At 62.7% G+C, this 23,206-nt stretch carries 24 protein-coding genes and 1 tRNA gene; 8 read left to right on the top strand and 17 right to left on the bottom strand.

Annotated features, from left to right (window positions below):
* Positions 1 to 39: 39 nt before the first annotated feature.
* On the bottom strand, positions 40 to 1,443 hold the full coding sequence (gene ftsY / locus PAN31117_RS01565; protein WP_150736631.1) for a signal recognition particle-docking protein FtsY: 1,404 nt from the start codon (positions 1,441 to 1,443) through the stop codon (positions 40 to 42).
* Positions 1,444 to 1,613: 170 nt separating this feature from the next.
* Here ftsY and PAN31117_RS01570 point away from each other — a divergent pair, with 170 nt between their 5' ends.
* Positions 1,614 to 3,032, top strand: a complete 1,419-nt coding sequence (locus tag PAN31117_RS01570) for a M16 family metallopeptidase (protein ID WP_150736632.1) — start codon at positions 1,614 to 1,616, stop codon at positions 3,030 to 3,032.
* Between the two features lie 14 nt (positions 3,033 to 3,046).
* A complete protein-coding gene (locus tag PAN31117_RS01575; protein WP_150736633.1) occupies positions 3,047 to 4,486 on the top strand; it encodes a M16 family metallopeptidase in 1,440 nt (479 codons plus the stop codon).
* A 104-nt stretch (positions 4,487 to 4,590) separates the two neighbouring features.
* On the opposite strand, the gene PAN31117_RS01580 is transcribed toward PAN31117_RS01575, so the two are convergent.
* Positions 4,591 to 5,391, bottom strand: coding sequence for an ABC transporter permease (locus PAN31117_RS01580; protein WP_246188865.1), 801 nt, complete (start codon positions 5,389 to 5,391; stop codon positions 4,591 to 4,593).
* Positions 5,384 to 6,301: a nodulation factor ABC transporter ATP-binding protein NodI gene (gene nodI, locus PAN31117_RS01585; RefSeq protein WP_150736634.1), complete on the bottom strand. Its 918-nt coding sequence runs from the start codon at positions 6,299 to 6,301 to the stop codon at positions 5,384 to 5,386. Before nodI ends, PAN31117_RS01580 begins: the two co-directional genes overlap by 8 nt.
* 303 nt (positions 6,302 to 6,604) lie before the next feature.
* On the opposite strand from nodI, the gene rsmD reads away from it, so the two are divergent.
* Positions 6,605 to 7,198: a 16S rRNA (guanine(966)-N(2))-methyltransferase RsmD gene (gene rsmD, locus PAN31117_RS01590; RefSeq protein ID WP_150736635.1), complete on the top strand. Its 594-nt coding sequence runs from the start codon at positions 6,605 to 6,607 to the stop codon at positions 7,196 to 7,198.
* A 55-nt stretch (positions 7,199 to 7,253) separates the two neighbouring features.
* Positions 7,254 to 7,748 carry a pantetheine-phosphate adenylyltransferase gene (gene coaD / locus PAN31117_RS01595; RefSeq protein WP_150575378.1) on the top strand — a complete coding sequence of 165 codons (495 nt, stop codon included), beginning with the start codon at positions 7,254 to 7,256 and terminating at the stop codon, positions 7,746 to 7,748.
* A 198-nt stretch (positions 7,749 to 7,946) separates the two neighbouring features.
* Here coaD and PAN31117_RS01600 read toward each other — a convergent pair whose 3' ends face one another.
* On the bottom strand, positions 7,947 to 8,714 hold the full coding sequence (locus tag PAN31117_RS01600; protein ID WP_370855716.1) for a transporter substrate-binding domain-containing protein: 768 nt from the start codon (positions 8,712 to 8,714) through the stop codon (positions 7,947 to 7,949).
* A 477-nt stretch (positions 8,715 to 9,191) separates the two neighbouring features.
* Between PAN31117_RS01600 and PAN31117_RS01605 the strand changes: the two genes are divergently transcribed.
* Positions 9,192 to 9,449, top strand: a complete 258-nt coding sequence (locus PAN31117_RS01605) for a YfhL family 4Fe-4S dicluster ferredoxin (protein ID WP_039395480.1) — start codon at positions 9,192 to 9,194, stop codon at positions 9,447 to 9,449.
* Between the two features lie 83 nt (positions 9,450 to 9,532).
* Here PAN31117_RS01605 and pth read toward each other — a convergent pair whose 3' ends face one another.
* From pth to ispE, 5 genes are all read right to left on the bottom strand, one after another.
* Positions 9,533 to 10,129, bottom strand: a complete 597-nt coding sequence (gene pth / locus PAN31117_RS01610; protein ID WP_150736637.1) for an aminoacyl-tRNA hydrolase — start codon at positions 10,127 to 10,129, stop codon at positions 9,533 to 9,535.
* Between the two features lie 123 nt (positions 10,130 to 10,252).
* Positions 10,253 to 10,870 (bottom strand): 50S ribosomal protein L25/general stress protein Ctc, encoded by a 618-nt coding sequence (locus tag PAN31117_RS01615; protein WP_150736638.1) that lies wholly within the window; start codon positions 10,868 to 10,870, stop codon positions 10,253 to 10,255.
* Between the two features lie 155 nt (positions 10,871 to 11,025).
* Complete coding sequence (locus PAN31117_RS01620; RefSeq protein ID WP_039395490.1) at positions 11,026 to 11,973, bottom strand: ribose-phosphate pyrophosphokinase; 948 nt, start codon at positions 11,971 to 11,973, stop codon at positions 11,026 to 11,028.
* A 50-nt stretch (positions 11,974 to 12,023) separates the two neighbouring features.
* Positions 12,024 to 12,100: transfer RNA gene (locus PAN31117_RS01625), tRNA-Gln, on the bottom strand.
* 55 nt (positions 12,101 to 12,155) lie between these two features.
* Complete coding sequence (gene ispE / locus PAN31117_RS01630) at positions 12,156 to 12,974, bottom strand: 4-(cytidine 5'-diphospho)-2-C-methyl-D-erythritol kinase (protein WP_246188887.1); 819 nt, start codon at positions 12,972 to 12,974, stop codon at positions 12,156 to 12,158.
* Here ispE and PAN31117_RS27395 point away from each other — a divergent pair.
* On the top strand, positions 12,858 to 13,130 hold the full coding sequence (locus PAN31117_RS27395; RefSeq protein ID WP_246188894.1) for a hypothetical protein: 273 nt from the start codon (positions 12,858 to 12,860) through the stop codon (positions 13,128 to 13,130). The genes ispE and PAN31117_RS27395 overlap by 117 nt on opposite strands.
* Here the strand turns inward: PAN31117_RS27395 and PAN31117_RS01635 are convergent.
* Complete coding sequence (locus PAN31117_RS01635; protein WP_150736639.1) at positions 13,077 to 13,721, bottom strand: outer membrane lipoprotein LolB; 645 nt, start codon at positions 13,719 to 13,721, stop codon at positions 13,077 to 13,079. The two genes, PAN31117_RS27395 and PAN31117_RS01635, sit on opposite strands and share 54 nt — an antisense overlap.
* 14 nt (positions 13,722 to 13,735) lie before the next feature.
* Complete coding sequence (locus PAN31117_RS01640; RefSeq protein WP_150736640.1) at positions 13,736 to 15,670, bottom strand: tetratricopeptide repeat protein; 1,935 nt, start codon at positions 15,668 to 15,670, stop codon at positions 13,736 to 13,738.
* Positions 15,671 to 15,749: 79 nt separating this feature from the next.
* Between PAN31117_RS01640 and mutM the strand changes: the two genes are divergently transcribed.
* Together mutM and mutY are read left to right on the top strand one after the other, a co-directional pair.
* Positions 15,750 to 16,580, top strand: a complete 831-nt coding sequence (gene mutM / locus PAN31117_RS01645; protein ID WP_150736641.1) for a bifunctional DNA-formamidopyrimidine glycosylase/DNA-(apurinic or apyrimidinic site) lyase — start codon at positions 15,750 to 15,752, stop codon at positions 16,578 to 16,580.
* A 96-nt stretch (positions 16,581 to 16,676) separates the two neighbouring features.
* Positions 16,677 to 17,834, top strand: a complete 1,158-nt coding sequence (mutY, locus tag PAN31117_RS01650; protein WP_150736642.1) for an A/G-specific adenine glycosylase — start codon at positions 16,677 to 16,679, stop codon at positions 17,832 to 17,834.
* 16 nt (positions 17,835 to 17,850) lie between these two features.
* On the opposite strand, the gene rapZ is transcribed toward mutY, so the two are convergent.
* The 6 genes from rapZ to PAN31117_RS01680 form a co-directional block, all read right to left on the bottom strand.
* On the bottom strand, positions 17,851 to 18,723 hold the full coding sequence (gene rapZ / locus PAN31117_RS01655) for an RNase adapter RapZ (protein ID WP_150736643.1): 873 nt from the start codon (positions 18,721 to 18,723) through the stop codon (positions 17,851 to 17,853).
* 179 nt (positions 18,724 to 18,902) lie between these two features.
* Positions 18,903 to 19,235, bottom strand: coding sequence for a PsiF family protein (locus tag PAN31117_RS01660; RefSeq protein WP_150736644.1), 333 nt, complete (start codon positions 19,233 to 19,235; stop codon positions 18,903 to 18,905).
* Between the two features lie 184 nt (positions 19,236 to 19,419).
* Complete coding sequence (gene hprK / locus PAN31117_RS01665) at positions 19,420 to 20,385, bottom strand: HPr(Ser) kinase/phosphatase (RefSeq protein WP_039395509.1); 966 nt, start codon at positions 20,383 to 20,385, stop codon at positions 19,420 to 19,422.
* A gap of 90 nt (positions 20,386 to 20,475) precedes the next feature.
* Entirely contained in the window at positions 20,476 to 20,931 is a 456-nt protein-coding gene (ptsN, locus tag PAN31117_RS01670) for a PTS IIA-like nitrogen regulatory protein PtsN (RefSeq protein WP_039395512.1), read from the bottom strand.
* A gap of 235 nt (positions 20,932 to 21,166) precedes the next feature.
* Positions 21,167 to 21,523, bottom strand: coding sequence for a ribosome hibernation-promoting factor, HPF/YfiA family (gene hpf, locus PAN31117_RS01675; RefSeq protein WP_039395515.1), 357 nt, complete (start codon positions 21,521 to 21,523; stop codon positions 21,167 to 21,169).
* Positions 21,524 to 21,664: 141 nt separating this feature from the next.
* The gene (locus tag PAN31117_RS01680) at positions 21,665 to 23,155 is read right to left on the bottom strand and encodes an RNA polymerase factor sigma-54 (protein ID WP_150736645.1); all 1,491 of its coding nucleotides are present in this window, start codon (positions 23,153 to 23,155) and stop codon (positions 21,665 to 21,667) included.
* Between the last annotated feature and the right edge of the window lie 51 nt (positions 23,156 to 23,206).

Below are 23,206 nucleotides of genomic sequence, written 5' to 3' on the forward strand. Positions count from 1 at the left end.
TTTGTCTTGATGCGTTGGCTTCGCGGTGTTGTTCGCGGCTTAGCCCAGCAGGGCGTCGGCGAACTCGCGGGCCGAGAACGGCTGCAGGTCTTCCACCTTCTCGCCCACGCCGATGAAGTACACCGGCACCGGACGCTGACGGGCGATGGCCGCCAGAATACCGCCTTTGGCCGTGCCGTCGAGCTTGGTCACGATGAGACCGGTGAGCTGGAGGGCGTCGTCGAATGCCTTGACCTGCGTAAGCGCGTTCTGGCCGGTGTTGGCGTCGATGACGAGCAGCACCTCGTGCGGCGCGCCGTCGGCCGCCTTGCCCAGCACGCGCTTGATCTTCTTGAGCTCTTCCATCAGATGCAACTGCGTGGGCAGACGGCCTGCCGTGTCCGCCATCACGATGTCGATCTTGCGCGCACGGGCGGCGCTCACGGCGTCGAACACGACGGCTGCCGGGTCGCCGCTTTCCTGAGCGACGACGGCGACGTTGTTGCGTTCGCCCCAGATCGCCAGTTGTTCACGGGCTGCCGCGCGGAACGTATCGCCTGCCGCGAGCAGCACTGACTGGCCGTAGTGCTGGAAGTGCTTGGCGAGCTTGCCGATGCTGGTCGTCTTGCCTGCACCGTTCACGCCCGCGATCATCACGACCATCGGCGCTTCGCGGCCCAGCACGAGACTCTGTTCGAGCGGTTGCAGCAGGTCGACGAGCAGGTCGTGCAGCGCGCGCTTGACCTGTTCGCCTTCGGTCAGACGCTCGGCCTTGACCTTCTTGCGCAGGGCGTCGATCAGATAGGTCGTGGCTTCCACGCCCGCGTCGCTCATCAGAAGCGCGCCTTCGAGCTCTTCGAACAGGTTCTCGTCGACCTTCACGCCGACGAAGATGCTCGTGATGCCCGAGCTCGTCTTCGACAGCCCGGCCTTCAGCCTAGTGAGCCACGAACGCTTGGCCGCCGGTTCGGGGGCCGGGGCTGAGACGATCTCGCCGATGGCTTCGCCTTGCGCGTCCTTCACGACGACCGGGGCGACAGGTTCAATGGGTTCGACGGGTTCGGCAGGTTCAACGGACGCACTTTGAACGACAGGGGGGATCGGTGTCGGCTGCGGGGCAGGCGCCGGCGCAGCTGACGCCGGTGTGGGTGCCGTTGGGATATTGCCCCGCGCTGGCTCGGACTGTGCCGAATTTTCGGCAGGGCTGACGGCCGGTTGTGCGGGCTGGACGGCTTGCGTCGGCGCAACCGCGGGGGCGGACGACGTAACCGGTGCGGGCGCACCAGACTGAGCCGACGTCGTTGGCTGGCTTGTGGACGGCAGCGGATCTTGTGTCTGCGAAACGTCTGCGGAAGACGCTTCGGGTTCGGGCGATTCGGGCGATTCGGGCGATTCGGTCGGTGCGGGGCTCGTTTCGGCGGCTTTGCTGCCGCCCGACTTGAAGCGCTTGAAGAAACTGAACATGGGGTGAGGAACTCGACGTGGGGCGCGCTATCGGCGTGCGACTATGATTTGTCCTGCCATTCGCGTCGCACAAAACGCCCTACAATGGGCAGGTCGTTATTTCCGACGCGGGAAATGCGACGTATTTTATCAGACGCGAATCGACGTCCATGATGGGCGAAAGGGGATCCATGACGGGAACCATGCGCTGGCGACACGCCTTGGCCGGACTGGCACTGGCGGGTGTAATGAGCCTGGGCCACGCCGCTGACACCGGCGGCAGCAAGACAACGGATAACACTTCGGAATTCACGCTCTCGAACGGTCTGCGGCTGATCGTGCGCGAAGACCACCGGGCACCGACGGTCGCCCACGTGGTCTGGTACCGCGCTGGGTCGCTCGACGAGTTCAACGGCACCACCGGCGTCGCCCACGCGCTTGAGCACATGATGTTCAAGGGCACCAAGACCGTTGGCGCGGGACAGTTCTCCCGTCAGGTCGCCGCCCTCGGCGGGCGCGAGAACGCTTTCACGAGCAAGGACTACACCGGTTACTTCGAGCAGACGGAGAAGTCGCGTCTGCCGGAAATGATGCGTCTCGAAGCCGATCGCATGGCGAATCTGACGCTCTCCGCCGACGAGTTCGCGAAAGAGATTCAGGTGGTGATGGAGGAGCGTCGTCTGCGCACGGACGACCAGCCGCGCGCGCTGCTCTATGAGCAATTGATGGCTACCGCGCTCGTGGCGAATCCGTATCGTCGCCCGATCGTCGGCTGGATGGACGATCTCCAGCACATGACCGTGCAGGATACGCGCGACTGGTACGAGCGCTGGTATGCGCCGAACAACGCCGTGGTCGTGGTGAGCGGTGATGTCGACCCCGCACAGGTCAAGGCGCTTGCCGAGAAGTACTACGGCCCGATCAAGTCGCACACGCTGCCGGAACGTCGCCCGCAGAACGAACCGGCGCAGATGGGCGTGCGCCGCGTGTTCGTGAAAGCACCGGCCGAGAACCCGAACGTGATGCTTGCGTGGCGTGCGCCGCGTCTGAACGATGTCGAGAAGGACGACGACGTCTACGCGTTGCAGGTGCTCTCCGCCGTGCTCGACGGGTACGGCAACGCGCGTCTGACCAGCCGTCTGGTGCGCGAGCAGCGCATTGCGAACGACGTCGGCGCGAGCTACGACGGTGTGGGCCGCGGCCCGCAGTTCTTCATCATGGACGCGACCCCTGCGCAGGGGAAGACGCCGGAGCAGATCGAAAAGGCCTTGCGTGCGCAGATCGCCGACATCGCAGCACACGGTGTGACGGAGGCCGAGCTTAAGCGCGTGAAGGCGCAGGTGGTGGCGTCGCAGATCTACAAGCGCGACTCGGTGTTCGGTCAGGCGATGGAAATCGGGCTGAACGAGATGTCGGGCATTTCGTGGCGTCAGATCGATCGCATGCTTGAAAAGGTGAAGGCAGTCACGCCCGCGCAGGTGCAGGCGGTGGCGGGTAAATACTTCGGCGACGAATCGCTGACGGTTGCCACGCTCGTGCCTCAGCCGATCGACGAGGCGACACGCAAGCGCCGCGCCCAAGGGGCGCAAGACCTGAAGAACATGCGCTGAGAGGGCCACACACGATGATGAAAATATCCGCACTGTTGCGTGCGTTCTCCGTGCCCGCGCGAACGGGTGTCATGGCTTGCGCAGCCGCTGGCGCGCTGGCGGCCTGTCTGCCGCTCACGGCCGGCGCCGCGCTGCCGATCCAGACCTGGGTCGCGCCGTCTGGTGCCAAGGTGATGCTGGTGGAGAGCCGTTCGATCCCGATGATCGACGTGAACATCGATTTCGATGCAGGCAGCCGCTACGACCCGAAGGGCAAGTCGGGGCTGGCGTTGCTGACGGCCGGGTTGCTCGACGCTGGCGCGGCGGCCGCAGACGGGCGTCCCGCGCTGAGCGAGGCGCAGATTGCCGACCGTTTCGCTGACGTGGGCGCGATGGAAGCGACGAGCGCCGGACGCGACGCGGCGACCGTCACCATCCGCACGCTGTCGTCGGCGGCCGAGCGTGATGCGGCCGTGAGTACGCTGGCGCAATTCCTGCAACATCCGACGTTCCCCGATGTTGTGCTCAAGCGCGAAACGGCGCGTCTGTCGTCCGCGATAGCCGAATCGGATACGAAGCCTGAGGCGATTGCCGAGAAGGCCTTTCGAAGCGCGATATACGGCAGCCATCCGTATGGCGTAACGCCGACCGTGGCGAGCGTCAACGCCGTGAAGCGCGACGATCTGATGCGCTTCTATCGTGATATGTACAGCCCGAAGCGGGCGGTCGTTTCCATCGTTGGCGACATCGACCGCGCGCAGGCCGAGAAGCTTGTCGCCCAGTTGACGGACGCGATGCCTGTCGGCGTTACGCCGCCCACGATGCCGCCGGTGGCGGCGCTGCGCAGCGCGGTGCAGATCGATCTGCCGCATCCCGCCGAGCAGGCACACATCGCGACCGGGCAGGCGTCGATGGCGCGCAGCGATCCCGACTACTTCCCGTTGCTCGTGGGGAACTACGTGCTGGGCGGCGGCGGCTTCGTGTCGCGTCTGACTGCGGAAGTGCGTGAGAAGCGCGGTCTGACGTACGGCGTATCGAGTGGCTTCGTGCCGCAGTTGCAGGAGGGTCCGTTCGAGATCAACTTGCAGACGCGTCGCGAGCAAGCGCCCGAAGCGCTCAAGGTCGTGCGTGAAACGCTGGCCCGATTCGTTGAGGACGGCCCCACTGCCGAGGAAATGCAGGCAGCGAAGGACAACCTGACCAACGGTTTCCCGCTGCGTCTGGACAGCAACCGCAAACTGCTGGCGAACGTGGCGGCCATCGGCTTCTACAACCTCCCGCTCGACTACCTCGACACATGGACCGCCAAGGTCGAGGCCGTGACGGCGGCGCAGGTGAAGGACGCGTTTGCGCGTCACGTGCAGCCGGATCGCCTCGTGACTGTCGTCGTCGGGCCGAGCGATGTGTTCGGTGGGGCGAGCGCAGGCGCGACCGCACCGAGCGCTACGCCGACAGCGAGCAAGCCTGTGAAGTGACGACAGCGTGTAGTTCGCACGTCTGATCACGTCTGAAAAAACGGCACCGGGATTTCCGGTGCCGTTTTGCTTTGCGGCCGACGTGTCGGATTCGCTCGCGAATGCTAGCGAAGTATCCGGCGACGCAACAGCGCCAGCGCGACACAGAAGCCGACGACGGTGTAGACCACAAGTGCGCTCACATGCAGCCACGGCAGGTCGATGGCGCGCCCCAGCATGGCAGGACGAATCAGCGCGACCGCATGCGCGAGCGGTAACCATTCCGTCACGTGACGTGCCGCCGCCGGTAGTTGCGACAACGGGAAGAACACGCCGGAGAGCAGCAACATCGGCGTCATCACGAGCGTCTGGTAGAACATGAAGAAGTCGTAGCTCGGTGCGAGCGCCGTCATCACCATGGCAAGACTGGCGAACGCCAGCCCCGCGAGCAAAACGGCAGGCAGGACCACAGCGAGACTGTCGATGCGCGCGTATCCGAGCACGCTCGCGACCAGCAGAATCGCAACGCCCGAGAGCACGGCTTTGCTGGCGGCCCAGACGACCTCGCCGAGTACGATGTCGCCCAGCGTCAGCGGGGTATGCATCAGCGCCTCCCAGGTGCGTTGCACATGCATGCGAGAGAAGCCCGAATACATCGATTCGAAGCTCGCCGAGAACATCACGCTGGAGCCGACGGTGCCCGCTGCGAGAAACGCGATGTACGAAGTGCCGTCGACATTGCCGACCATCATGCCGAGACCGAAGCCCAGCCCGAAGAGGTAGATCATCGGGTCTGCGAGATTGCCGAACATCGAGGCAATCGCGAGCTTGCGCCAGACCAGAAAGTTGCGTCGCCAGACACCCATCCACGGCGTGACGCCCGGCAGGTAGCGAGGCGCATCTGCCGACATGTGGTGCTCAGTCATCGCGCATCTCCCGTCCCGTTAGCTTGAGAAAGACATCCTCCAGATTGGCCCGACGATGCAGATACCGCACCCCCGGCTGGTCCTGCAAGGCATTCACGACCGGCGCGGCGTCGCGAACGTAACAGAAGTGGGTTTCGCCGCTGGTTTCGATGCGCTCGGCGAACGGCGCGAGGCTGGCGAGCAGGGCGTGCGGAACGTCGCCGAAGACTTCCACGACATCGCACCCGATTTCGCGCGCCACGAGTTCCGGCGGAGTACCTTCGGCGATCTTGCGTCCGGCGTCGATCACGCAAAGCCGATGGCACAGTCGCTCGGCTTCCTCCATGAAGTGCGTGGTGAGCAGAATCGTCTTGCCCTCGTTCATCAGCGATTTCAGCCGTTCCCAGATCAGATGCCGGGCCTGGGGATCGAGTCCGGTCGTCGGCTCGTCGAGCACGAGCACGTCGGGATTGTTGATGAGGGCGCGGGCGAGCGTGAGGCGTCGCTTCATGCCGCCCGAGAGCTGGGCGACGCGAGCATTCGCCTTCGATTCGAGACGGGCGAACGCCAGCAGCGCGGGAACGCGTTCCTTGATATCGGCCGAGGCGAGTCCGAAATAACGTCCGAAGACCGCCAGGTTCTCGCGCACCGTGAAGTCGGGGTCCAGATTGTCGAACTGCGGCACGACGCCGACGCGGCGTCGCGCTTCCGGAGCGAGTTTCGGGACGGGCAAGCCGCCGAGCCGGATCTCTCCGGCGTCGGGCGTGACGAGGCCCAGCAGCATGCGTAACGTGGTCGTCTTGCCCGCGCCGTTGGGCCCCAGCAGGCCGAAGCACTCGCCCGGCGCGACGCGCAGCGACAGGTGATCGACCACGGGGCGGCCATCATAGGCCTTGCATAGCTCGGTTACCTCGATGGCTGCATCGGTCATGGCGGATCTGCGGTCTCCTGTCGCGTGGCCGGGCAACAACGGTGGTTAAGCGATGAACCAACGTTGGGACTGCGTCGCAAAAGTGGGCGTTCACCTGCCGGGATTTGTGCATCGCCGCGCGCCGCCATCCCTTATGGGGCATGGCCTATGGGGCATAAGGCTCGGGCGATGTGGTATGTTTCGCCTCAACAATGTAGCGTGAATTGTCATGATTTTGGATTCTCTGCGTGCGCAACGACGCGCGCGCCCCCATTTTTCCACCGTCAGCGGTGCCCCCAGTCAAACCGTATTGCGGAGGACACCATGAAGTCCGGTGCAGGTAACGTGGCGCGCGGCGCGCCGCAGCAGGTCCGTATCATCGGCGGTCAGTGGAAGCGCACGCCGCTGCCGGTGCCGCCGGGAGACGGTCTGCGCCCGACCCCCGATCGTGTGCGAGAGACGCTGTTCAACTGGCTCGGGCAGGACCTGACGGGCATGCAGTGCCTCGACGCCTTCGCGGGCAGCGGTGCGCTTGGTTTCGAAGCCGCTTCGCGCGGCGCGCAGCGGGTATTGCTGGTCGAGTCCGCCGCGCCGGCCATTCGTCAGTTGCGCGCGAATCAGGCCAAACTCGACGCCAATCAGATCGAGATCGTGCAGGCGGACGCCAGACGCCTGATAACCACACTCTCGCCCGGGGTTTTCGATGTCATTTTCCTCGATCCGCCGTTCGCGAGTGGCTGGCTGAACGATCTGCTGGCGCCCGCCGCCCGTCTGCTCGCGCCGAACGGCGTGATCTATGCCGAGTCGGACGTCCCCCTGGAGGACGATGCGCTCGCCGAGCTGGGCCTCGTGTGCTTGCGCCGGGCGAAAGCCGGAGCGGTGCATTATCATTTGCTTGAATCGATTCCGAAAACCTAGAGACCACAATGAATAAGTACGCAGCAGCGGTCCCCAGCCGCGAGGAGACGTTGGCATGGTAGTGGCGATCTATCCGGGGACGTTCGACCCGTTGACCCGAGGCCATGAGGATCTGGTCCGCCGTGCGGCGGGCATCTTCGACAAGCTCGTGGTCGGAGTGGCCGACAGCCGAAACAAGAAGCCGTTCTTTTCGCTCGAAGAGCGGATCGACATCGCGCGCGAAGTGCTCGGTCACTATCCGAACGTGAGCGTCGAAGGCTTTTCCGGCCTGCTCAAAGACTTCGTGCGCAAGCATCAGGCGCGCGTGATCGTGCGCGGGCTGCGCGCTGTGTCCGACTTCGAGTACGAGTTCCAGATGGCGGGTATGAACCGCTACCTGCTGCCCGACGTCGAGACGATGTTCATGACGCCGTCCGACCAATACCAGTTCATCTCGGGCACCATCGTGCGCGAGATCGCCCAACTGGGTGGCGACGTCAGCAAGTTCGTGTTCCCGTCCGTTGAAAAGTGGCTGGTTACGAAAGTCGGCGAAATGACGCCGAAGAGCTGAGCAGGCGTACGTCGTTACCGGTTGTTTCGCGTGACGTCAGCAAAAACCCCGCAGCGTGTTTCGACACTGCGGGGTTTTTTGTTGCGGACATGTTTAAGCGCAATTACTTAAGTCCGATTACTTAAGCGGCGCATCGCGTTGCGATTCAGGCCGCGAATCGAAGCGACGGTCTGGCCGTGCATTCGTCCGCGCTGTGCATCAGAATCCCTGCGGCAACGGTGCCTGCATCCACTTGACGGACATCGCGTTCAGCCGACCATCGGCCTTTGCCTTGTCGATGATAGCGTTCAGCTTTGCCACCATCGCCGTTTCACCTTTGCCAACACCGATGTAGCACGGCGTTTCTTCAACCGGGAATTTCAGATCGAAGGCGCGCTGTTTGCTCTTCTCGCGTACGGCGTTCGCCACGATGTTGCCCAGCGTCACGAGCTGAACCTGACCGGCGAGATACGACGCCGCCGTGGCGTTGTTGTCCTCATATCGCTTGATGTTCGCGCTCGGTGGTGCGACGGCGGTCAGTGCGAGATCCTCCGTCGAGCCGCGCGTCACCGCAATGGTTTTGTTGGCGAGGTCGGCGGGCACCTTGATCGCAATGTCTTGCGGACCATAAACACTCTTCGGGAACGGCGCGTACGCCTTCGTGAAATCGATCGCCTTCTCGCGCTCCGCATTCTTGCCGAGCGACGAAATGACGACGTCGACTTTGCCCGTCGTCAGATAAGCGATACGGTTCGTGCTGATGACCGGCACCAGTTCGACTTTTGCGCCGATCTCCTTGCCGATCAGCTCTGCCATGTCGATGTCGTAGCCGTGCACCTTGAGGTCGGTGCCGATCGAGCCGAACGGCGGGAAGTCTTGCGGGATGGCAATGCGGATGACACCGGTCTTGGCGATGGTCTGGAGGGCATCGGCATGGGCGAGGCCTGCGAGACCTCCCAGCGATGCAACGACAACCGCTTGCAGCATCCGGCGACGACCGGCTTGATGAAGGAACGCAGACATGACTCGAACTCCTTGGCTTTATCAACGACGATGACGTGAAAACGGGGTTGCATACGCGATAACGCACGCAGCTCACAGCGGTCGAACTGGTACGACCAGTAGTGTTCAGTGATAAAGCACTAACCGTGCCAGCCGGTTGGGAGCGTTGACGGCGATAGCCTGGAAGTCGAAACGGGGCGGTGCGCAGGACTGACGCGCGCTCGTGCATGTACATGCACTCCGCCCAGCGGTGCGTTGTGCACCAAAGTGGGACGGTCCGTGGACGAACCGGTGCATGACGCGGGGTGCGAAACGAGGTGCATCACGGCGTCCGGCGCGGCGACGCCAGGTGGACACCCGCTAACTTTCGTATAATCGAGGGATTGTTCCAGGAACCGTCACGGCTGCCGTTCGCCGGGGTTCATGCAAGTCAATGAACGGCCAGAGGAAAGCGAGTCAACAGTGGCACTGATGATTACCGACGAATGCATCAATTGCGACGTGTGCGAGCCTGAGTGCCCGAACGACGCAATTTCGATGGGGGTCGAGATCTATGAGATCGATCCGAACAAATGCACGGAGTGTGTCGGACACTTCGACGAACCGCAGTGTGTGCAGGTGTGTCCGGTGGAGTGCATTCCCATCAATCCGGAGCATGTCGAGACGCCCACGCAACTGCTGGAAAAGTACACCCATCTGCAAGCGGCCAAGTCAGCCTGAATGGCCTGAGCGCCAGGCGCGGCATGAGCGGCACCTGACCGCTCATCCTGCTTCGCCAGCGATTCCAGATCTCACCGGCCGGTTCACTTCCCCGGCGTCGCGTGCAGACGCATCATCGCTTTTTCCATCTCACCCTTGACGACCAGGTCGACGATGTCGAGCGATCGCGACATGGCGTCGTCGATCTGTTCCTGCTCTTCCTTGCGCGGTGGCTTGAGCACGAAGTCCACGACTTGCTGCTGGCTGCCGGCCGGTTGCAGCGTACGCGGGTGTCCGATGCCCAGACGCAGGCGCCAGAATTCGGGCGTCGTCAGATGCGCGGCAATATCCTTGAGGCCGTTGTGCCCACCGCTGCCACCGCCACGCTTGAGCTTGACGGTGCCGGGCAACAGATCGAGTTCGTCATGCACGACGAGGATTTCGTCCGGCAGAATCTTGTAGAAGCGAGCGAGTGCCACGACCGACTGCCCCGAGCGGTTCATGAACGTCTGTGGCTCCAGCAGCCACACTTCCTGTCCAGCCACGCGTGCACGCGCGGCGAAGCCGTGAAAGTTCTTCTGGTTGGTGAGCGATGCGCCGCATTGCTGCGCCAGCGCGTCGACGAACCAGAAGCCCGCGTTGTGACGCGTCGCTGTGTATTCGGCGCCCGGATTGCCGAGCCCTACGATCAGCTTGATCATTTCGGTATCAGGATCTTGGCACGCACCATCGTGGCATGCGCACCGCCATAAAAAAACCCGCCGGACATGATGTCGCGGCGGGTCTTGCGTCCAGCGTCGCCGCTGAAAGCTAGCGAACGAGGCTTAGGCAGCCGGCGTTTCGCCTTCAGCCGAAGCAGCCGCTTCGTCAGCAGCAGCGCCAGCCGGTTGAACGGCTTGTGCCACCACCGGGTTTTCTTGCTCGACGTGCAGCGTCAGCGTCACGCCGGCGGGCAGCTTGACGTCCTTGGCGTGAACCGTCTTGCCAGCTTCCAGCGTCGACAGGTCGACTTCCAGGAATTCCGGCAGCTTGCCCGGCAGGCAGCTAACGTCCAGATCGTTCAGGGTGTGGCTGATCACGTTCGAAGCCAGCTTCACGGCCGGGGCGTTTTCTGCGCCCAGGAAGTGCAGGGGCACCTTGACGTGGATCGGCTTGTTCGCGTCGACACGTTGGAAGTCAACGTGCAGAACCAGTTGCTTGAACGGGTGGTACTGCACATCGCGCAGCAGCACTTGTTCGGTCTTGCCAGCCACTTCCAGCTCGAGAATCGACGAGTGGAAAGCTTCCTTGCGGAGGGCGTGCCACAGGGCATTGTGATCCAGCTCGATCAGTTGCGGATCAACGTTACCACCGTACACGATGCCCGCGGTCTTGCCGGCATTGCGCAGGCGGCGGCTCGCACCCGTACCTTGCAGATTACGCTCAAAAGCGACGACTTTCATAACAACTCCTTGAACTGCCCGCGACCAGGCAGCGATTTCTTCCTGATTTTTCCGTCGAAAAACACGGGTTTCAGGAACGACAAAGGCGGGGATAGGCTCCCCGCCGACATAACAACGGCGCCACACAGGCGCCGTCGCAAAATTATACCGAACGCTTATTCCGCGAACAGCGACATCACCGAGTCGCCGCGACGGATACGCGAGAACGTCTCGGCCAGCAGGTTCGCGCAGCTCAGTTGGCGAATCTTGCCGCCCTTCGAGTCGTCGCGCAGCGGGATCGTGTCGGTGACGACCACTTCATCCAGCTCCGAGGCGTTGATGCGCGCTGCGGCACCGCCCGAAAGCACCGGGTGCGTACAGTAGGCATACACCTTCTTCGCGCCACGTTCCTTCAGCACTTGTGCGGCCTTGCACAGCGTACCGGCGGTGTCGACCATGTCGTCCATGATGACGCAGGTACGGCCTTCGACTTCACCGATGATGTTCATCACTTCAGCGACGTTGGCCTTCGGACGACGCTTGTCGATGATGGCCAGATCGCAATGCAGTTGCTTGGCGAGGGCACGGGCACGGACCACGCCGCCGACGTCGGGCGACACCACCAGCAGGTTTTCGTGGTTCTGCGCACGCACGTCTTGCAGCAGCAGCGGCGAAGCGTAGATGTTGTCGACCGGGATATCGAAGAAGCCCTGAATCTGGTCGGCGTGCAGGTCCATCGTGATGATGCGTTCGACGCCTGCGATTTGCAGCATGTTAGCTACGACCTTCGCCGAGATCGCCACGCGCGCCGAGCGGGGGCGACGATCCTGACGGGCATAGCCGAAATACGGGATGGCAGCGGTGATCCGGCCGGCAGAAGCGCGCTTGAGCGCGTCGACCATGATCATCAGTTCCATCAGATTGTCGTTGGTCGGAGCGCACGTCGACTGGAGGACAAAGACGTCCTTGCCGCGCACGTTTTCCTGAATTTCGACTTGAATCTCACCATCCGAGAACCGGCTGGCCATGGCTTTGCCAAGCGGGATACCGAGGGTGTCGACGACCGCTTGGGCCAGGGCGGGATTGGCGTTCCCGGTGAATACCATCAGGTTATCACTACTCATCTGGCTACCTGCGGGACGATTGGATGCTGAGACTTTACGACAGAAGAAATTGGCAGGGGAGGAAGGACTCGAACCCTCGTATGCCGGAATCAAAATCCGGTGCCTTAACCAACTTGGCGACTCCCCTACACTAACCGATACCTTCGCTGCGTTGTAGGAAACGCAACAAAGTAAAAACTCTTTTACGCGAACGCGAACATTGGATGTTCGGCCAGGCTAGTGGTCACTTGACCCATCCAGCGCTCTGGCAATCGCTTGCATGCCGCTTCCGCATCTGCTTTTGTGTCGAATACACCAAACACGCTAGCGCCGGATCCCGTCATGCGTGCTGTGGTGAAGGTTCTGAACCAGTCAATCACAGCAGCGACTTCCGCGTATTCTCGAGTGACAACCGCCTGCATGTCGTTACGGAAGATTTCATCCGTTTCGAACACGTTTTTGTTGGCGTGCTCAAGAAAGAACGCCATTGTGACGATCTTCGTATCCCTTGTCAACAGGGGATCCGTAAATATTTTGTTGGTCGCGACGTGCACGCGCGGGTTCACCACGAGGAAGTGGCGCTGCGGCAGATCCACGGCGTGCAGCTCTTCGCCGAGTCCTTCTGCGAAGGCATTGCGGCCGAAAACGAAGAACGGCACGTCCGCACCCAGTTTGAGGGCCAGTGTCTGGAGAGTCTCGCGCGGCAGATCGAGTTGCCACATGCGGTTGAGCGCGAGCAGTGTTGTCGCCGCGTCCGAGCTGCCGCCGCCAATGCCGCCACCGGCCGGCAGACGCTTCTCGATGCCGATATCCACGCCGAAGCGCACGCCGCAGTGTTCTTGCAGCAGGCGCGCGGCGCGCACCGTCAGATCGGTCTCCGGCGGCACGCCGGGCAGCGGATTCGTATGAACGATCTGTCCGTCGTCGCGGCGCTCGAAATGCAGCGTGTCGGCCCAGTCGATCAGTTGAAAGACGGTTTGCAGTTCGTGATACCCATTAGGCCGTTGTCCGACGATGTGCAGGAACAGGTTCAACTTGGCCGGGGCCGGGCAGTCACGCAGAATTTCGTACATGGCGGGGCAAAAACGGAAGACTGTGAAGGGGAGGGGGCATCGGGCGCGGGCTTATTCGTCGATTACGAGTCGCACGGCGAGCGGCGAGCCGTCGAGATCGCGTGACAGATCGACACGTTTGACGCGCAACGGTGTGCCGTCGAAATATGCCTGATAGTCGATAGTCCAGCCGTCCTGCTTCAGGTGGGTGGGGCGCTGCGTCTGCGGATCGCGTTCGATGCTCGCCTGCGACCCCGGCGCACCCTGCATACGAAGCCAGTAACGCAGACCGCCGACAGGCAGCGCGAAGCCGAGCGCATCGTGCATCACATCTTCAAGACGAGGCCCGGTGAGCGGTGCCTTGCCCGGCAGTTCCAGCGAGGCACTTCGCGGATTTTCGCGCACAATCGCTTGCGTCTGACCCAGCGGGTCGAGCAGTTGGACGGTGGCGTTCTCGCCGTTCTGCTGCCAGTCGAAATTGCCGTACGTGTTGCGTGCTTCGCCGTTCTGCTCGTAGCGCACCGAGAAACGGCCGCGATAGTGTTCGACGGTTGCGCCCGCGCTCGGCTCAACAGGTGTCGGCGGCGTGAGGCTGGCACATCCTGTCGCGATGACGCTCGCCGTGCAGGCCACCACGAGGGCGGCCGCACGAATGAATTTCGATGCGTCGGCGCGGCGTATCGCCGGGCGCGACGCAATTTGAGACTTCTCGACCATGCGCGTTACCGTCATTACGGCGCTACGTTGTAACGCTTCATCGTCGAGCGCAGCGTGTCGTCGTCGCCATCGAGCTTGAGCGCTTCGCGCCAGGTCTTGCGCGCTTCGTCTTGCTGACCCGACTCCCACAGCACTTCGCCCAGATGCGCGCCGATTTCCGCCTGCGCCTGAATGCCGTAAGCACGACGCAGCAGTTCGAGCGCCTGCGACTTGTCGCCAAGGCGGTACTTCACCCAGCCGAGGCTGTCCATGATGTACGGATCTTCCGGCGAGAGCGACGATGCCTTTTGCAGCAGCTTGAGTGCTTCCGGCAAGCGCGTATTGCGCTCCGTGAGCGAGTAGCCCAGCGCGTTGTACGCCTGCGCGTTATCCGGCTGCGATGCCATCACGCGACGCATTGCCTTTTCCATGACCTCGTAATGCTTGTTCAGTTCGGCCACCATGCCGTACTGATAGAGCAGGTCGGCATCGTCCGGATTGTTTTTGACTTCGACGGCGAGCAACTTCTCCGCATCGTCGTAACGCTTCGATTTGACCAGAAGATCCGATTCGGCACGCTTGAGCGCAAGTTGCTCACGCGGCTCGCTCGACTTGATGCCATGCAACAGCGCACGGCCCTCGTCGAGCTTGCCCTGATCGGCCAGCAACTGCGCGCGGCCGATTTGCGCCGGCAAATAGGCGTTGCTGTCTTCGCGAATTTTCGAGAGCCACTTGTCGGCCGCCGGATAGTCCTTGCGGTCCTGCGCAATCTGCGCAAGGTAGACGTATGCCTGTGCGCCGTCGGTGTTCTGCTGCTCGGCTTCCGTCGCGTACTTCTGCAGATACTGTTCGGCCTGTTCCGGATGGTTGGCGTGCAGGTTCAGCAGCGCGAGCGCCATCAGCGTCGACAGTTCGTGCGGGTAACGCTTTTCGAGCGTTTCGAATTGCTTTTGCGCCGCGTCGAGCTGATTGTCGGCGAGCAGCAGCTTGGCGTAGGCGAAGCGAGCTTCCTTGGCGTTCGGATTCCGGTCGAGGAACGACTTCAGGCTGGCGATCGCGCCGGTGCGCTCCGCCGGGCCCATCTGCCCGTAGAGCAGCGCTGCGGCCTCGTAATCGGGTTTGAGCTTGAGCGCGGTTTCGAGCGATGAGCGCGCGCCGACGGTGTCGCCTGCGTCGAGCTGCGAACGGGCGATGGCCAGTTGCGCTTCCGGACGCTGCATATCGTTCGCCAGCATGCGCTTGAGCGAGTCGATGCCCGTGGCGCGCTCCGGACTGCGGGCGATCATCTGCTGCAATTCGAGGATGGCCTGACCGCGACGCGCTTCGGGCACCTTGTTCAGTTCGTCGACCAGCAGCGGTTCGGCCTCTGCCAGATGGCCGGTGCCGACTTCGAGGCTCGCCAGCAGTTGGGTCGCCGGACGCCACGACGGGTCGAGCTGATGCCACAGCTTGGCGGCAATCAGGGCGTCGCCGAGCTGGCGTGCGCCGAGTGCGATCTCAACCGCGCGGCGCGCCATGCGCGGATCCTTCGTGCGGTTGGCGAGGGCGACGTAGGTATTGAAAGCCGGGGCCAGATTGCCTTGCTGCAGACTCAATTCGGCGGCCATCACTTCGAAGACGATCTCGCTGCTGAGCGCAACATTCGGCAGCTTCTCACGCGGGACGTTCGCATTCGGTGCGACGTCTTCGCTGTCGACATCGGCGTCCGCACCGCTCGCGGCACCCGGTGCGCTGGCCTTGGCGGGCGCGGAAGGCGCCTTGGGCGCGGTCTGCGCCGCCGGTCCGGATTGGGCGAAGGCGTTCGAAGATGGCAGGAATGCCATGATTGCGCTGGCGCATGTCACGCCAAGCGCCGTGGCTCCGGCCCAGGCCCCGCGAGCCAGGGCGCCGCGCAGGCGCAAAACCACGGGTGCCACGGTTTCCGCAGTACGGTCAGCGGCGGGAATGGACTGGAATCGGGTGTTCGGCATAGGGATCCACGGCAGGTTTCGAGCGATTGTAGCGCGCCCGATACAATAGAGTCTAAATCCTCAGCAAACGTTCGCAGGCATGCCTGAACTCCCAGAAGTCGAAGTCACCCGCCGCGGTATTGCGCCGCACGTAGCCGGAACGCGTATCGAGCGCATCGACGTGCGCAACGGGGCGTTGCGCTGGCCGGTGCCCGACGGGCTCGACGCCCTCCTGCGCGGAGAAACGCTCATTGGCGTCACCCGTCGCGGCAAGTACCTGCTGCTCGAATACGCGCCCGGCTGGTTGCTCGTGCATCTGGGCATGACCGGGACGTTGCGCGTCATGCCGGAACCGCAGTCGCTGCCGAGCGCGGGCGTTCACGATCACATCGACCTCGTCTTCGAACGTTGCGCGCTGCGCTATCGCGACCCGCGTCGCTTCGGGGCAGTCCTCTTCCATTCGCGTGCGTCGGGCGACGTGCTGCTGCATCCGCTGCTCGCCAGCCTCGGCGTCGAGCCGCTGACCGACGACTTCGACGGCGCGTGGCTTTACGCGGGCACGCGCGGACGCACTGTCTCCATCAAACAGGCGCTGCTCGCGGGCAGCATCGTCGTGGGGGTGGGCAACATTTACGCCTCGGAGAGCCTGTTCCGTGCAGGCATCCATCCCCGCATGGCGGCGGGCAAGCTGTCGCGACCCCGCGCCGAGAAGCTTGCGCAAGCCGTCAAGACGGTACTCGCCGCAGCGATCGAGAAGGGCGGCAGCACGTTGCGAGACTTCGTCGGCAGCGACGGCCAGAGCGGCTATTTCCAGCAGGAGTATTTCGTCTACGATCGTGCGGGCCAGCCGTGTCGCGTGTGTGGCACGACGATCCGGCAGATCGTGCAGGGACAACGTTCCACGTTCTTCTGCCCAAAATGTCAGAAATAACGCAGACGTTTACCGCAGATTGAGTCGACGTTGGTTTGACGAAGCGCGGCCTTATCTACGCTAGAACGCAGCACAAAAAGCTTCCCCAAAAACGCTATGAAAGACGCCCCCAACGACATCACTGCAGGCACGCTCGCGGACACTTTCGCGCAGCGTCTGATCGCCTGGCAGGCCGAACACGGCCGTCACGATCTGCCGTGGCAGAACACGCGCGACGCCTACCGCATCTGGCTGTCCGAAATCATGCTTCAGCAGACGCAGGTCGCCACGGTGATTCCGTATTACGGCCGCTTTCTCGAACGCTTCCCCGACGTTGCCGCGCTCGCCAGCGCTCCGCAAGACGATGTGATGGCGCTGTGGAGCGGCCTTGGCTATTACTCGCGCGCGCGCAACCTGCATCGCTGCGCGCAGGTCGTCGTCGAGACCCATGGCGGACGTTTCCCATCAGACCCCGAAACGCTCGCGACGCTGCCGGGCATTGGCCGATCCACTGCGGCGGCGATTGCCGCATTTGCGTACGACGCGCACGCCGCCATCCTCGACGGCAACGTCAAACGGGTGCTCGCGCGCGTGTTCGGTATCGAAGGCTTCCCGGGCACGCCGAAGATCGAGCGGGAGATGTGGACGCTGGCGGAATCGCTGTTGCCGCAAAGCGACTTGCCAGCCTACACGCAAGGGATGATGGACCTCGGGGCCACGCTGTGCGCCCGCGGCAAGCCACGCTGCGGCGAGTGCCCGTTCGACAGCGATTGCGTCGCGCATGCGACCGGGCGCGAGCGGACGTTACCGACTTCCAAGCCGAAAAAGGCGCAGCCGGAGCGCTACGTCGACGTGCTGGTCATCCGCGCAGGCGATCGCGTGTTGTTCGAGCGACGTCCCGACAGCGGTATCTGGGGTGGTCTGTGGAGCTTGCCGGAACTCACGCCGCCGACCGACGCACGCGACGCCGACGACGCGTTATTGCGCGAGCGTCTGACGGGGCATGCGGCGGCACTTGGTGCGAAGGTTGGCGCAGTGCAGTCGCTTATGCCGCTGCACGGCCTCACGCACGTCTTCACGCACTTCAAATTGCATTTGCGACCGTGGATGGTGACGCTGTCCGCGTCGTCGGCAACATCGATCAACGATGCAAACCGTGCATGGCTGGATGGGGAGGGTGTCGCGGCCGCCGGGTTGCCGTCACCGATTCGCAAGATTGCCGACGCGCTGTCGCTGCACGGTATGAACGGCGCTCAGTTGTCGCTTCCGGCCTGAGCGCGCCGACGACCTTTCACTTCGTGTCGACGGGAGCGAGTTCGCGGTGACGCACGAGCACGCTCGCTTCGTCGCGAAAGCGCGCGCCGAGCGTCTCGGAGATGAACACGGAGCGATGTTGCCCGCCGGTACATCCGATGGCGACCGTCAGATAGCTGCGGTTGTCGCGCATGAAGCTCGGTAACCACTTTTCCAGATACGCTCCGATGTCGTTGATCATCTCATCCACTTCGGGAATGGCGGACAGGAAATCGATCACGGGCTGATCGCGTCCGGTCAGCGGGCGCAATTGCACGTCGTAATACGGATTGGGCAGCGAGCGGACATCGAAGACGAGGTCGGCGTCGAGCGGCACGCCATGTTTGAATCCGAACGATTCGAACATCAGCGTGAGGCCGGTCTGATCGTGTTGCACGAATTCACGAATCCAGCGGCGCAGTGCACTCGCGCGCAGATTACTGGTGTCGATCTGGTGACCCAGCTCGGTGACGCTGCTGAGCATCTCACGTTCTTTCTCGATGGCTTCGACGAGCGAGCCGGTGGCCGAGAGCGTGTCGTCGCCAGTTGCGGAGAGCGGGTGACGGCGACGCGTCTCCGAGAAGCGTTGCACCAGCGTTTGTGTGGTCGCATTGAGGAACAGCACACGGACGTCATGGCCGAAACGGCGCAGGCCGCCAATGATCGGCGGCAGTTCGGCGAGCGAGCCGCCGCTGCGCGCGTCGATGGCGACCGCGAGGCGCGTGTGATGCTGTGTTCCGAGGTAGACGGCGAGTTCAGGCAAAAAGCGCGACGGCAGATTGTCGACGCAGTAGTAACCCGCATCCTCAAGGACGTTCAGGGCGAGCGATTTGCCCGAGCCGGATACGCCGGTAATCAGTACGATCTTCATGACATTTCCCGAATACAACCATCATGGTAAGCGATTGTGTCGAACGGGTGTCGCGAGGGCAAAAACAAGGGCATTCCTGCTGCTTTCGCTGCGTTTTCGAGAATCCCGATCTGCAAGCGAAAACGGCGCCCGCATGGGGCGCCGTCAGGCTCGTCAGGCGTAAGCGCCCGGCGTCAAAGTCAGGCTGCCGGAGCGTTCGACAGGCACTGCTTCATGAATGCCTTGCGATCGTCGCCCTTCTTGCCGGTCGCTTGCGTGTTGCAGGTCTTCATCTTTTCCTGCTGCGTTTGCTTGGCGGCGGGTGCGGCGCCGCCGGCGGACAGGCATTGCTTCATGAAGGCCTTGCGGTCGTCACCCTTCTTGCCGGTCGCTTGCGAGTTGCAAGCCTTCATCTTGTCTTGTTGGGAGTTGGTCGCCTTGGGGGCAGATGCCGGGGCGGCGGCCGTTTGAGCGAACACGGGCGATGCGAGCAGCGGGGATACCAGAAGCAGTGCAGCGAGTGCTTTTTTCATGATCGTCTCTCCAAAAGGTCGTGACGCACGGGCACGGGGATGAACCGCGTTGCGATTACAACATGTTAGAAAACGCGCCGCAATCGCGCGGCGTTGACAGAAAAACGCAAAAGTGGGGCAAAACTAACGGTATACCCCGACGCTTTCGACGGTTTGGGGCCGTCGATTCACCGATAGCCGACGCTCAGAGCAATTTGCCCTGCATGCCATCCGGGTCCTGCATGGCCTGGCGCTGACGCTCCATGAAGTCCTTGAGCGTATCGATGCCGCGCAGTTGCAGAATCGTGTTTCGCACGGCGGCTTCGACCAGCACGGCGAGGTTTCGCCCGGCGGCCACTTGCAGAATCACCTTGTTGATCGGCAGGCCCAGCACGTCCACCGTCTGCGCTTCGAGTGGCAGGCGCTGGAATTCGCCATCGGGACGGCGCACCAGTTGCACGATCAGCTTGAGCTTCATCTTCCGGCGCACCGCCGTCTCACCGAAGATGGTCTTGATGTCGAGCAGACCGAGACCGCGCACTTCCAGCAGGTTTTGCAACAGCGGCGGGCAGCGGCCTTCGACGAAATCCGGCCCGAGACGCACGAAATCGACTGCATCGTCGGCCACCAGGCCGTGTCCACGGCTGATCAGTTCCAGACCGAGTTCGCTCTTGCCGAGACCGGAGTCGCCGGTGAGCAGCACGCCCATGCCCAGAATGTCGATGAAAACGCCGTGCATCGTGCAACGCGGCGCGAAAACGCGAGAAATGTACAGACGCAGGCTGTCGATGACGGAGGCCGTCGACAGCGGCGTGGTGAACAGCGGGGTGGAGGAGCGTGTACAGCGCAGCACCAGATCGGGCGGCGCTTCGAGGCCGTCTGCCACCACGAGGAACGGCGGTTCCAGCGCGATGACTTCGCCCATGTGACGCTTGCGATTCTCGTCCGTGAGACGCTGGTAGTAGCGCAGCTCGGCTTCGCCTAGCACCTGAATCCGGTTCGGGTGGATGAGGTTCAGGTGGCCCACGAGGTCGGCGCTGGAGGTGGCCGTGGCCACGCTTTCCGGCGTGAAGCCGCGCTCCCAGCCCTCATGGCCCGTAAGCCACGACAGACGCAATGTCGCGGCGTTGTCATCGAAAATGCTTTGCGCGTTGATGCCGGTCAGTTCCACCGCGTCGCCTCGTTCGGTTGGGTGTGGGAGCTACGGAATTCGTGTGTGTTCGCGGCGATTCGTACCGGTGCGCAGACGACTCGGAACGACTCAGGGCTTCCAGTTCGTCAGCGCGGTGTGGACGTCTTTGGCGCTGGGCGCGTTGATCAGGATACTGCGCATCTCCGGGTCCGAGAGCAATTGGGCAATTTCGGACAGGATTTCGAGGTGCTGCTGCGTCGCCTGCTCGGGCACGAGCAACACGAACAGGAGGGAGACCGGCTGACCGTCGGGCGCTTCGAACGGAATGGCCTCTTCCAGGCGGATGAACGCGGCGGCCGGAAACTTCAGGCCCTTGATGCGTCCATGCGGAATCGCCACGCCTTCGCCAAGCCCCGTCGAGCCGAGACGCTCACGGGCGAACAGATTGTCGGTCACCACAGCGCGAGAAAGCCCGGCGTTGTTCTCGAAGAGGAGGCCGACCTGTTCAAACAGGCGCTTCTTGCTGGTAACGGACAGTCCAAGCAGGATGTTGGACTCGAGTATGAGTTTGGCTAAACGGTTCATCTTGTAATGCGGGCGAACGCTTAGTCGCCCTCCAACCCCCGATTGACCTCGCATTATAGACCACTCGCCGCCGCGCTCGCGGCAAGTCACGGAAGTGGGGCGAACCATACAAAAGGGGCCGTTCAACGGCCCCGCGGTGGGTGATGCCAGACTTACGACAGACGGATATGCGCTCGGGTGGTTCCTTGCGGATTTTCGTCGGTATCAGCCAATGCGATTACCACGCCTGAACGCGCTATTGCAGCGGTTCCGCCTCAGGAGGAAGTTCGTGGTGCTTGATGGCCTCGCGACCGTGATCCTGAACCTTGTCCTTGTACTGCATTACCTTGCGGTCGAGCATGTCGATCAGCTTGTCGATGGCGGCATACATATTCTCGTCACACTTCTCGACGAAAATTTCCTTGCCCTTGAGAAACACCGTGACGCTCGCGATCTGGCGTCCGCTCTTCTCCTTGGTCTTGTCGACAGAGAGGATCACCTCGGCGCCAATTAGCTGGTCGAAATGATTCAACACGCGGTTAAGCTTGTTGACGACAAATTCGCGCAGCGAAGGCGTGAGTTCGAGATGGTGTCCACTGATCTTCAGATTCATAGCTGCTCTCCTTGCTGAAATGCCGAAGTGCAGGCCGCGTCGACGTTGACGCTGGCTAGCGAGGGTGCGAGCCATTGACGTGACGCAATGTCGCACTGCGGCGTTATGCCCCAGCGGCCAACATGGCGCACCAGGACTGTCCTACAAAGATTTGCGCAAGTTCACTGCGGGGATTCGCATGGCCTCGCGGTACTTCGCGACAGTGCGCCGCGCCACCACAAAACCTTGCTCTGCCAGCAGTTCCGCGATACGGCTATCGGAAAGGGGGCTCTGCGGGTCTTCTGCTCCTATGAGTTGCTTGATGAGTGCGCGGATAGCGGTCGATGACGCAGCGCCTCCGGCTTCCGTTGCCACGTGCGATCCAAAGAAGTACTTGAGCTCGAAGGTTCCAAATGGAGTGAGCATGTACTTACTCGTCGTCACCCGTGAAATCGTGGATTCATGTAAACCCAGCGTATCAGCAATCTCGCGTAAAACCAAGGGCCGCATGCCGATTTCGCCATGCGTGAAGAAGTTCTTTTGACGCTCGACAATGGCCTGCGCCACCCGCAGGATCGTGTCGAAGCGTTGCTGGATGTTCTTGATCAGCCAGCGCGCTTCCTGCAACTGCTGTTGGAGGTTGCCGGTTCCCGGATCGTTCCGGTTATTTCGGAGAATGCGCGCATACATCTCGTTGATGCGTAGACGCGGCATCACTTCCGGATTCAGCTCCGCCGTCCAACCGCTTCCTTGCTTGCGTACCAGCACATCGGGCACGACGTAGTCGGCCTGAGGCGCGCCGTACGCCGCACCCGGGAAGGGGTCCAGCGAGCGAATCAACTGATGCGCGGCGCGCAGGCCGTCTTCGCCGACACCCAGCAGGCGGCGCAGACGCGTGTAATCGCGCGCGGCCAGCAGTTCCAGGTGATCGGTGACGATGCGCAGCGACAGGGTACGCACACCGCTTGCGGGCAGTCGCTGGAGCTGTAGACGCAGGCACTCGGCCGGGCTGCGGGCACCCACGCCCGCCGGGTCGAAGCTTTGCAGCAGCGCCAGCGCCGCGTTGATCTCTTCCGTTTCGAGCGCCAGCTCTTCGGGCATTTCGGCCTGAATCTCGTCGAGCAGGCCACCGAGGTAGCCGTCTTCGTCCAGCGATTCGATCAGGAATTCCACCAGCGCGCGGTCGCGCGGCGCGGCCTTGGTCAGGCGCAGTTGAGCCAGCAGATGTTCGCGGAGATTGGGATGGTCGACGTGCAGTTGTGGACGCGCATTGTCGTCGTCGTCCGATGCGCTGCCGGAGCGGGCGAAGTCGTTCAGGCTCCAGTCGCTGCCGTTGTCCGACGCGTTGTCGTCGAAGCGGGCCTCGCCATCGAATTCGCGCGCTTCGTCGTGACCGTTGGTGGCCTCGGGGCCGTTGTCGTTCGAACTGCTGGACGACGAACCACGCTCGTTGCGCAGCGACCCGTCTGTGCCCACACGTACCGAGCCAGCGAGCCAATCGTCCTCGCGTTCGAGCATCGGGTTCTGGGTGAGGGCGTGCTCGACTTCCTGCTGAAGTTCGAGCGTCGACAGTTGCAACAACCGGATCGATTGCTGCAACTGGGGCGTGAGGGTCAGGTGCTGCGAGGTGCGGAGTTGAAGAGTCGGTTTCATAGCGGTCTCGCCTTCATTGTAGAGGCTTTGTCACGCCAACGGAACCGTCCC

It is taken from the genome of Pandoraea anapnoica (assembly GCF_902459765.1).
Taxonomy (GTDB): domain Bacteria; phylum Pseudomonadota; class Gammaproteobacteria; order Burkholderiales; family Burkholderiaceae; genus Pandoraea; species Pandoraea anapnoica.

Coding starts and splice junctions, on each gene's coding strand:
- PAN31117_RS01615 (WP_150736638.1), bottom strand. CDS start 10,870: ATGAAAGTCGTCGCTTTTGAGCGTAATCTGCAAGGTACGGGTGCGAGC.
- coaD (WP_150575378.1), top strand. CDS start 7,254: ATGGTAGTGGCGATCTATCCGGGGACGTTCGACCCGTTGACCCGAGGC.
- PAN31117_RS27395 (WP_246188894.1), top strand. CDS start 12,858: ATGAACGATCTGTCCGTCGTCGCGGCGCTCGAAATGCAGCGTGTCGGC.
- PAN31117_RS01600 (WP_370855716.1), bottom strand. CDS start 8,714: ATGCTGCAAGCGGTTGTCGTTGCATCGCTGGGAGGTCTCGCAGGCCTC.
- PAN31117_RS01640 (WP_150736640.1), bottom strand. CDS start 15,670: ATGCCGAACACCCGATTCCAGTCCATTCCCGCCGCTGACCGTACTGCG.
- PAN31117_RS01575 (WP_150736633.1), top strand. CDS start 3,047: ATGATGAAAATATCCGCACTGTTGCGTGCGTTCTCCGTGCCCGCGCGA.
- PAN31117_RS01680 (WP_150736645.1), bottom strand. CDS start 23,155: ATGAAACCGACTCTTCAACTCCGCACCTCGCAGCACCTGACCCTCACG.
- rapZ (WP_150736643.1), bottom strand. CDS start 18,723: ATGAAGATCGTACTGATTACCGGCGTATCCGGCTCGGGCAAATCGCTC.
- ptsN (WP_039395512.1), bottom strand. CDS start 20,931: ATGAACCGTTTAGCCAAACTCATACTCGAGTCCAACATCCTGCTTGGA.
- mutM (WP_150736641.1), top strand. CDS start 15,750: ATGCCTGAACTCCCAGAAGTCGAAGTCACCCGCCGCGGTATTGCGCCG.
- PAN31117_RS01620 (WP_039395490.1), bottom strand. CDS start 11,973: ATGAGTAGTGATAACCTGATGGTATTCACCGGGAACGCCAATCCCGCC.
- PAN31117_RS01635 (WP_150736639.1), bottom strand. CDS start 13,721: ATGGTCGAGAAGTCTCAAATTGCGTCGCGCCCGGCGATACGCCGCGCC.
- ftsY (WP_150736631.1), bottom strand. CDS start 1,443: ATGTTCAGTTTCTTCAAGCGCTTCAAGTCGGGCGGCAGCAAAGCCGCC.
- hpf (WP_039395515.1), bottom strand. CDS start 21,523: ATGAATCTGAAGATCAGTGGACACCATCTCGAACTCACGCCTTCGCTG.
- mutY (WP_150736642.1), top strand. CDS start 16,677: ATGAAAGACGCCCCCAACGACATCACTGCAGGCACGCTCGCGGACACT.
- PAN31117_RS01660 (WP_150736644.1), bottom strand. CDS start 19,235: ATGAAAAAAGCACTCGCTGCACTGCTTCTGGTATCCCCGCTGCTCGCA.
- PAN31117_RS01570 (WP_150736632.1), top strand. CDS start 1,614: ATGACGGGAACCATGCGCTGGCGACACGCCTTGGCCGGACTGGCACTG.
- nodI (WP_150736634.1), bottom strand. CDS start 6,301: ATGACCGATGCAGCCATCGAGGTAACCGAGCTATGCAAGGCCTATGAT.
- pth (WP_150736637.1), bottom strand. CDS start 10,129: ATGATCAAGCTGATCGTAGGGCTCGGCAATCCGGGCGCCGAATACACA.
- rsmD (WP_150736635.1), top strand. CDS start 6,605: ATGAAGTCCGGTGCAGGTAACGTGGCGCGCGGCGCGCCGCAGCAGGTC.
- PAN31117_RS01580 (WP_246188865.1), bottom strand. CDS start 5,391: ATGACTGAGCACCACATGTCGGCAGATGCGCCTCGCTACCTGCCGGGC.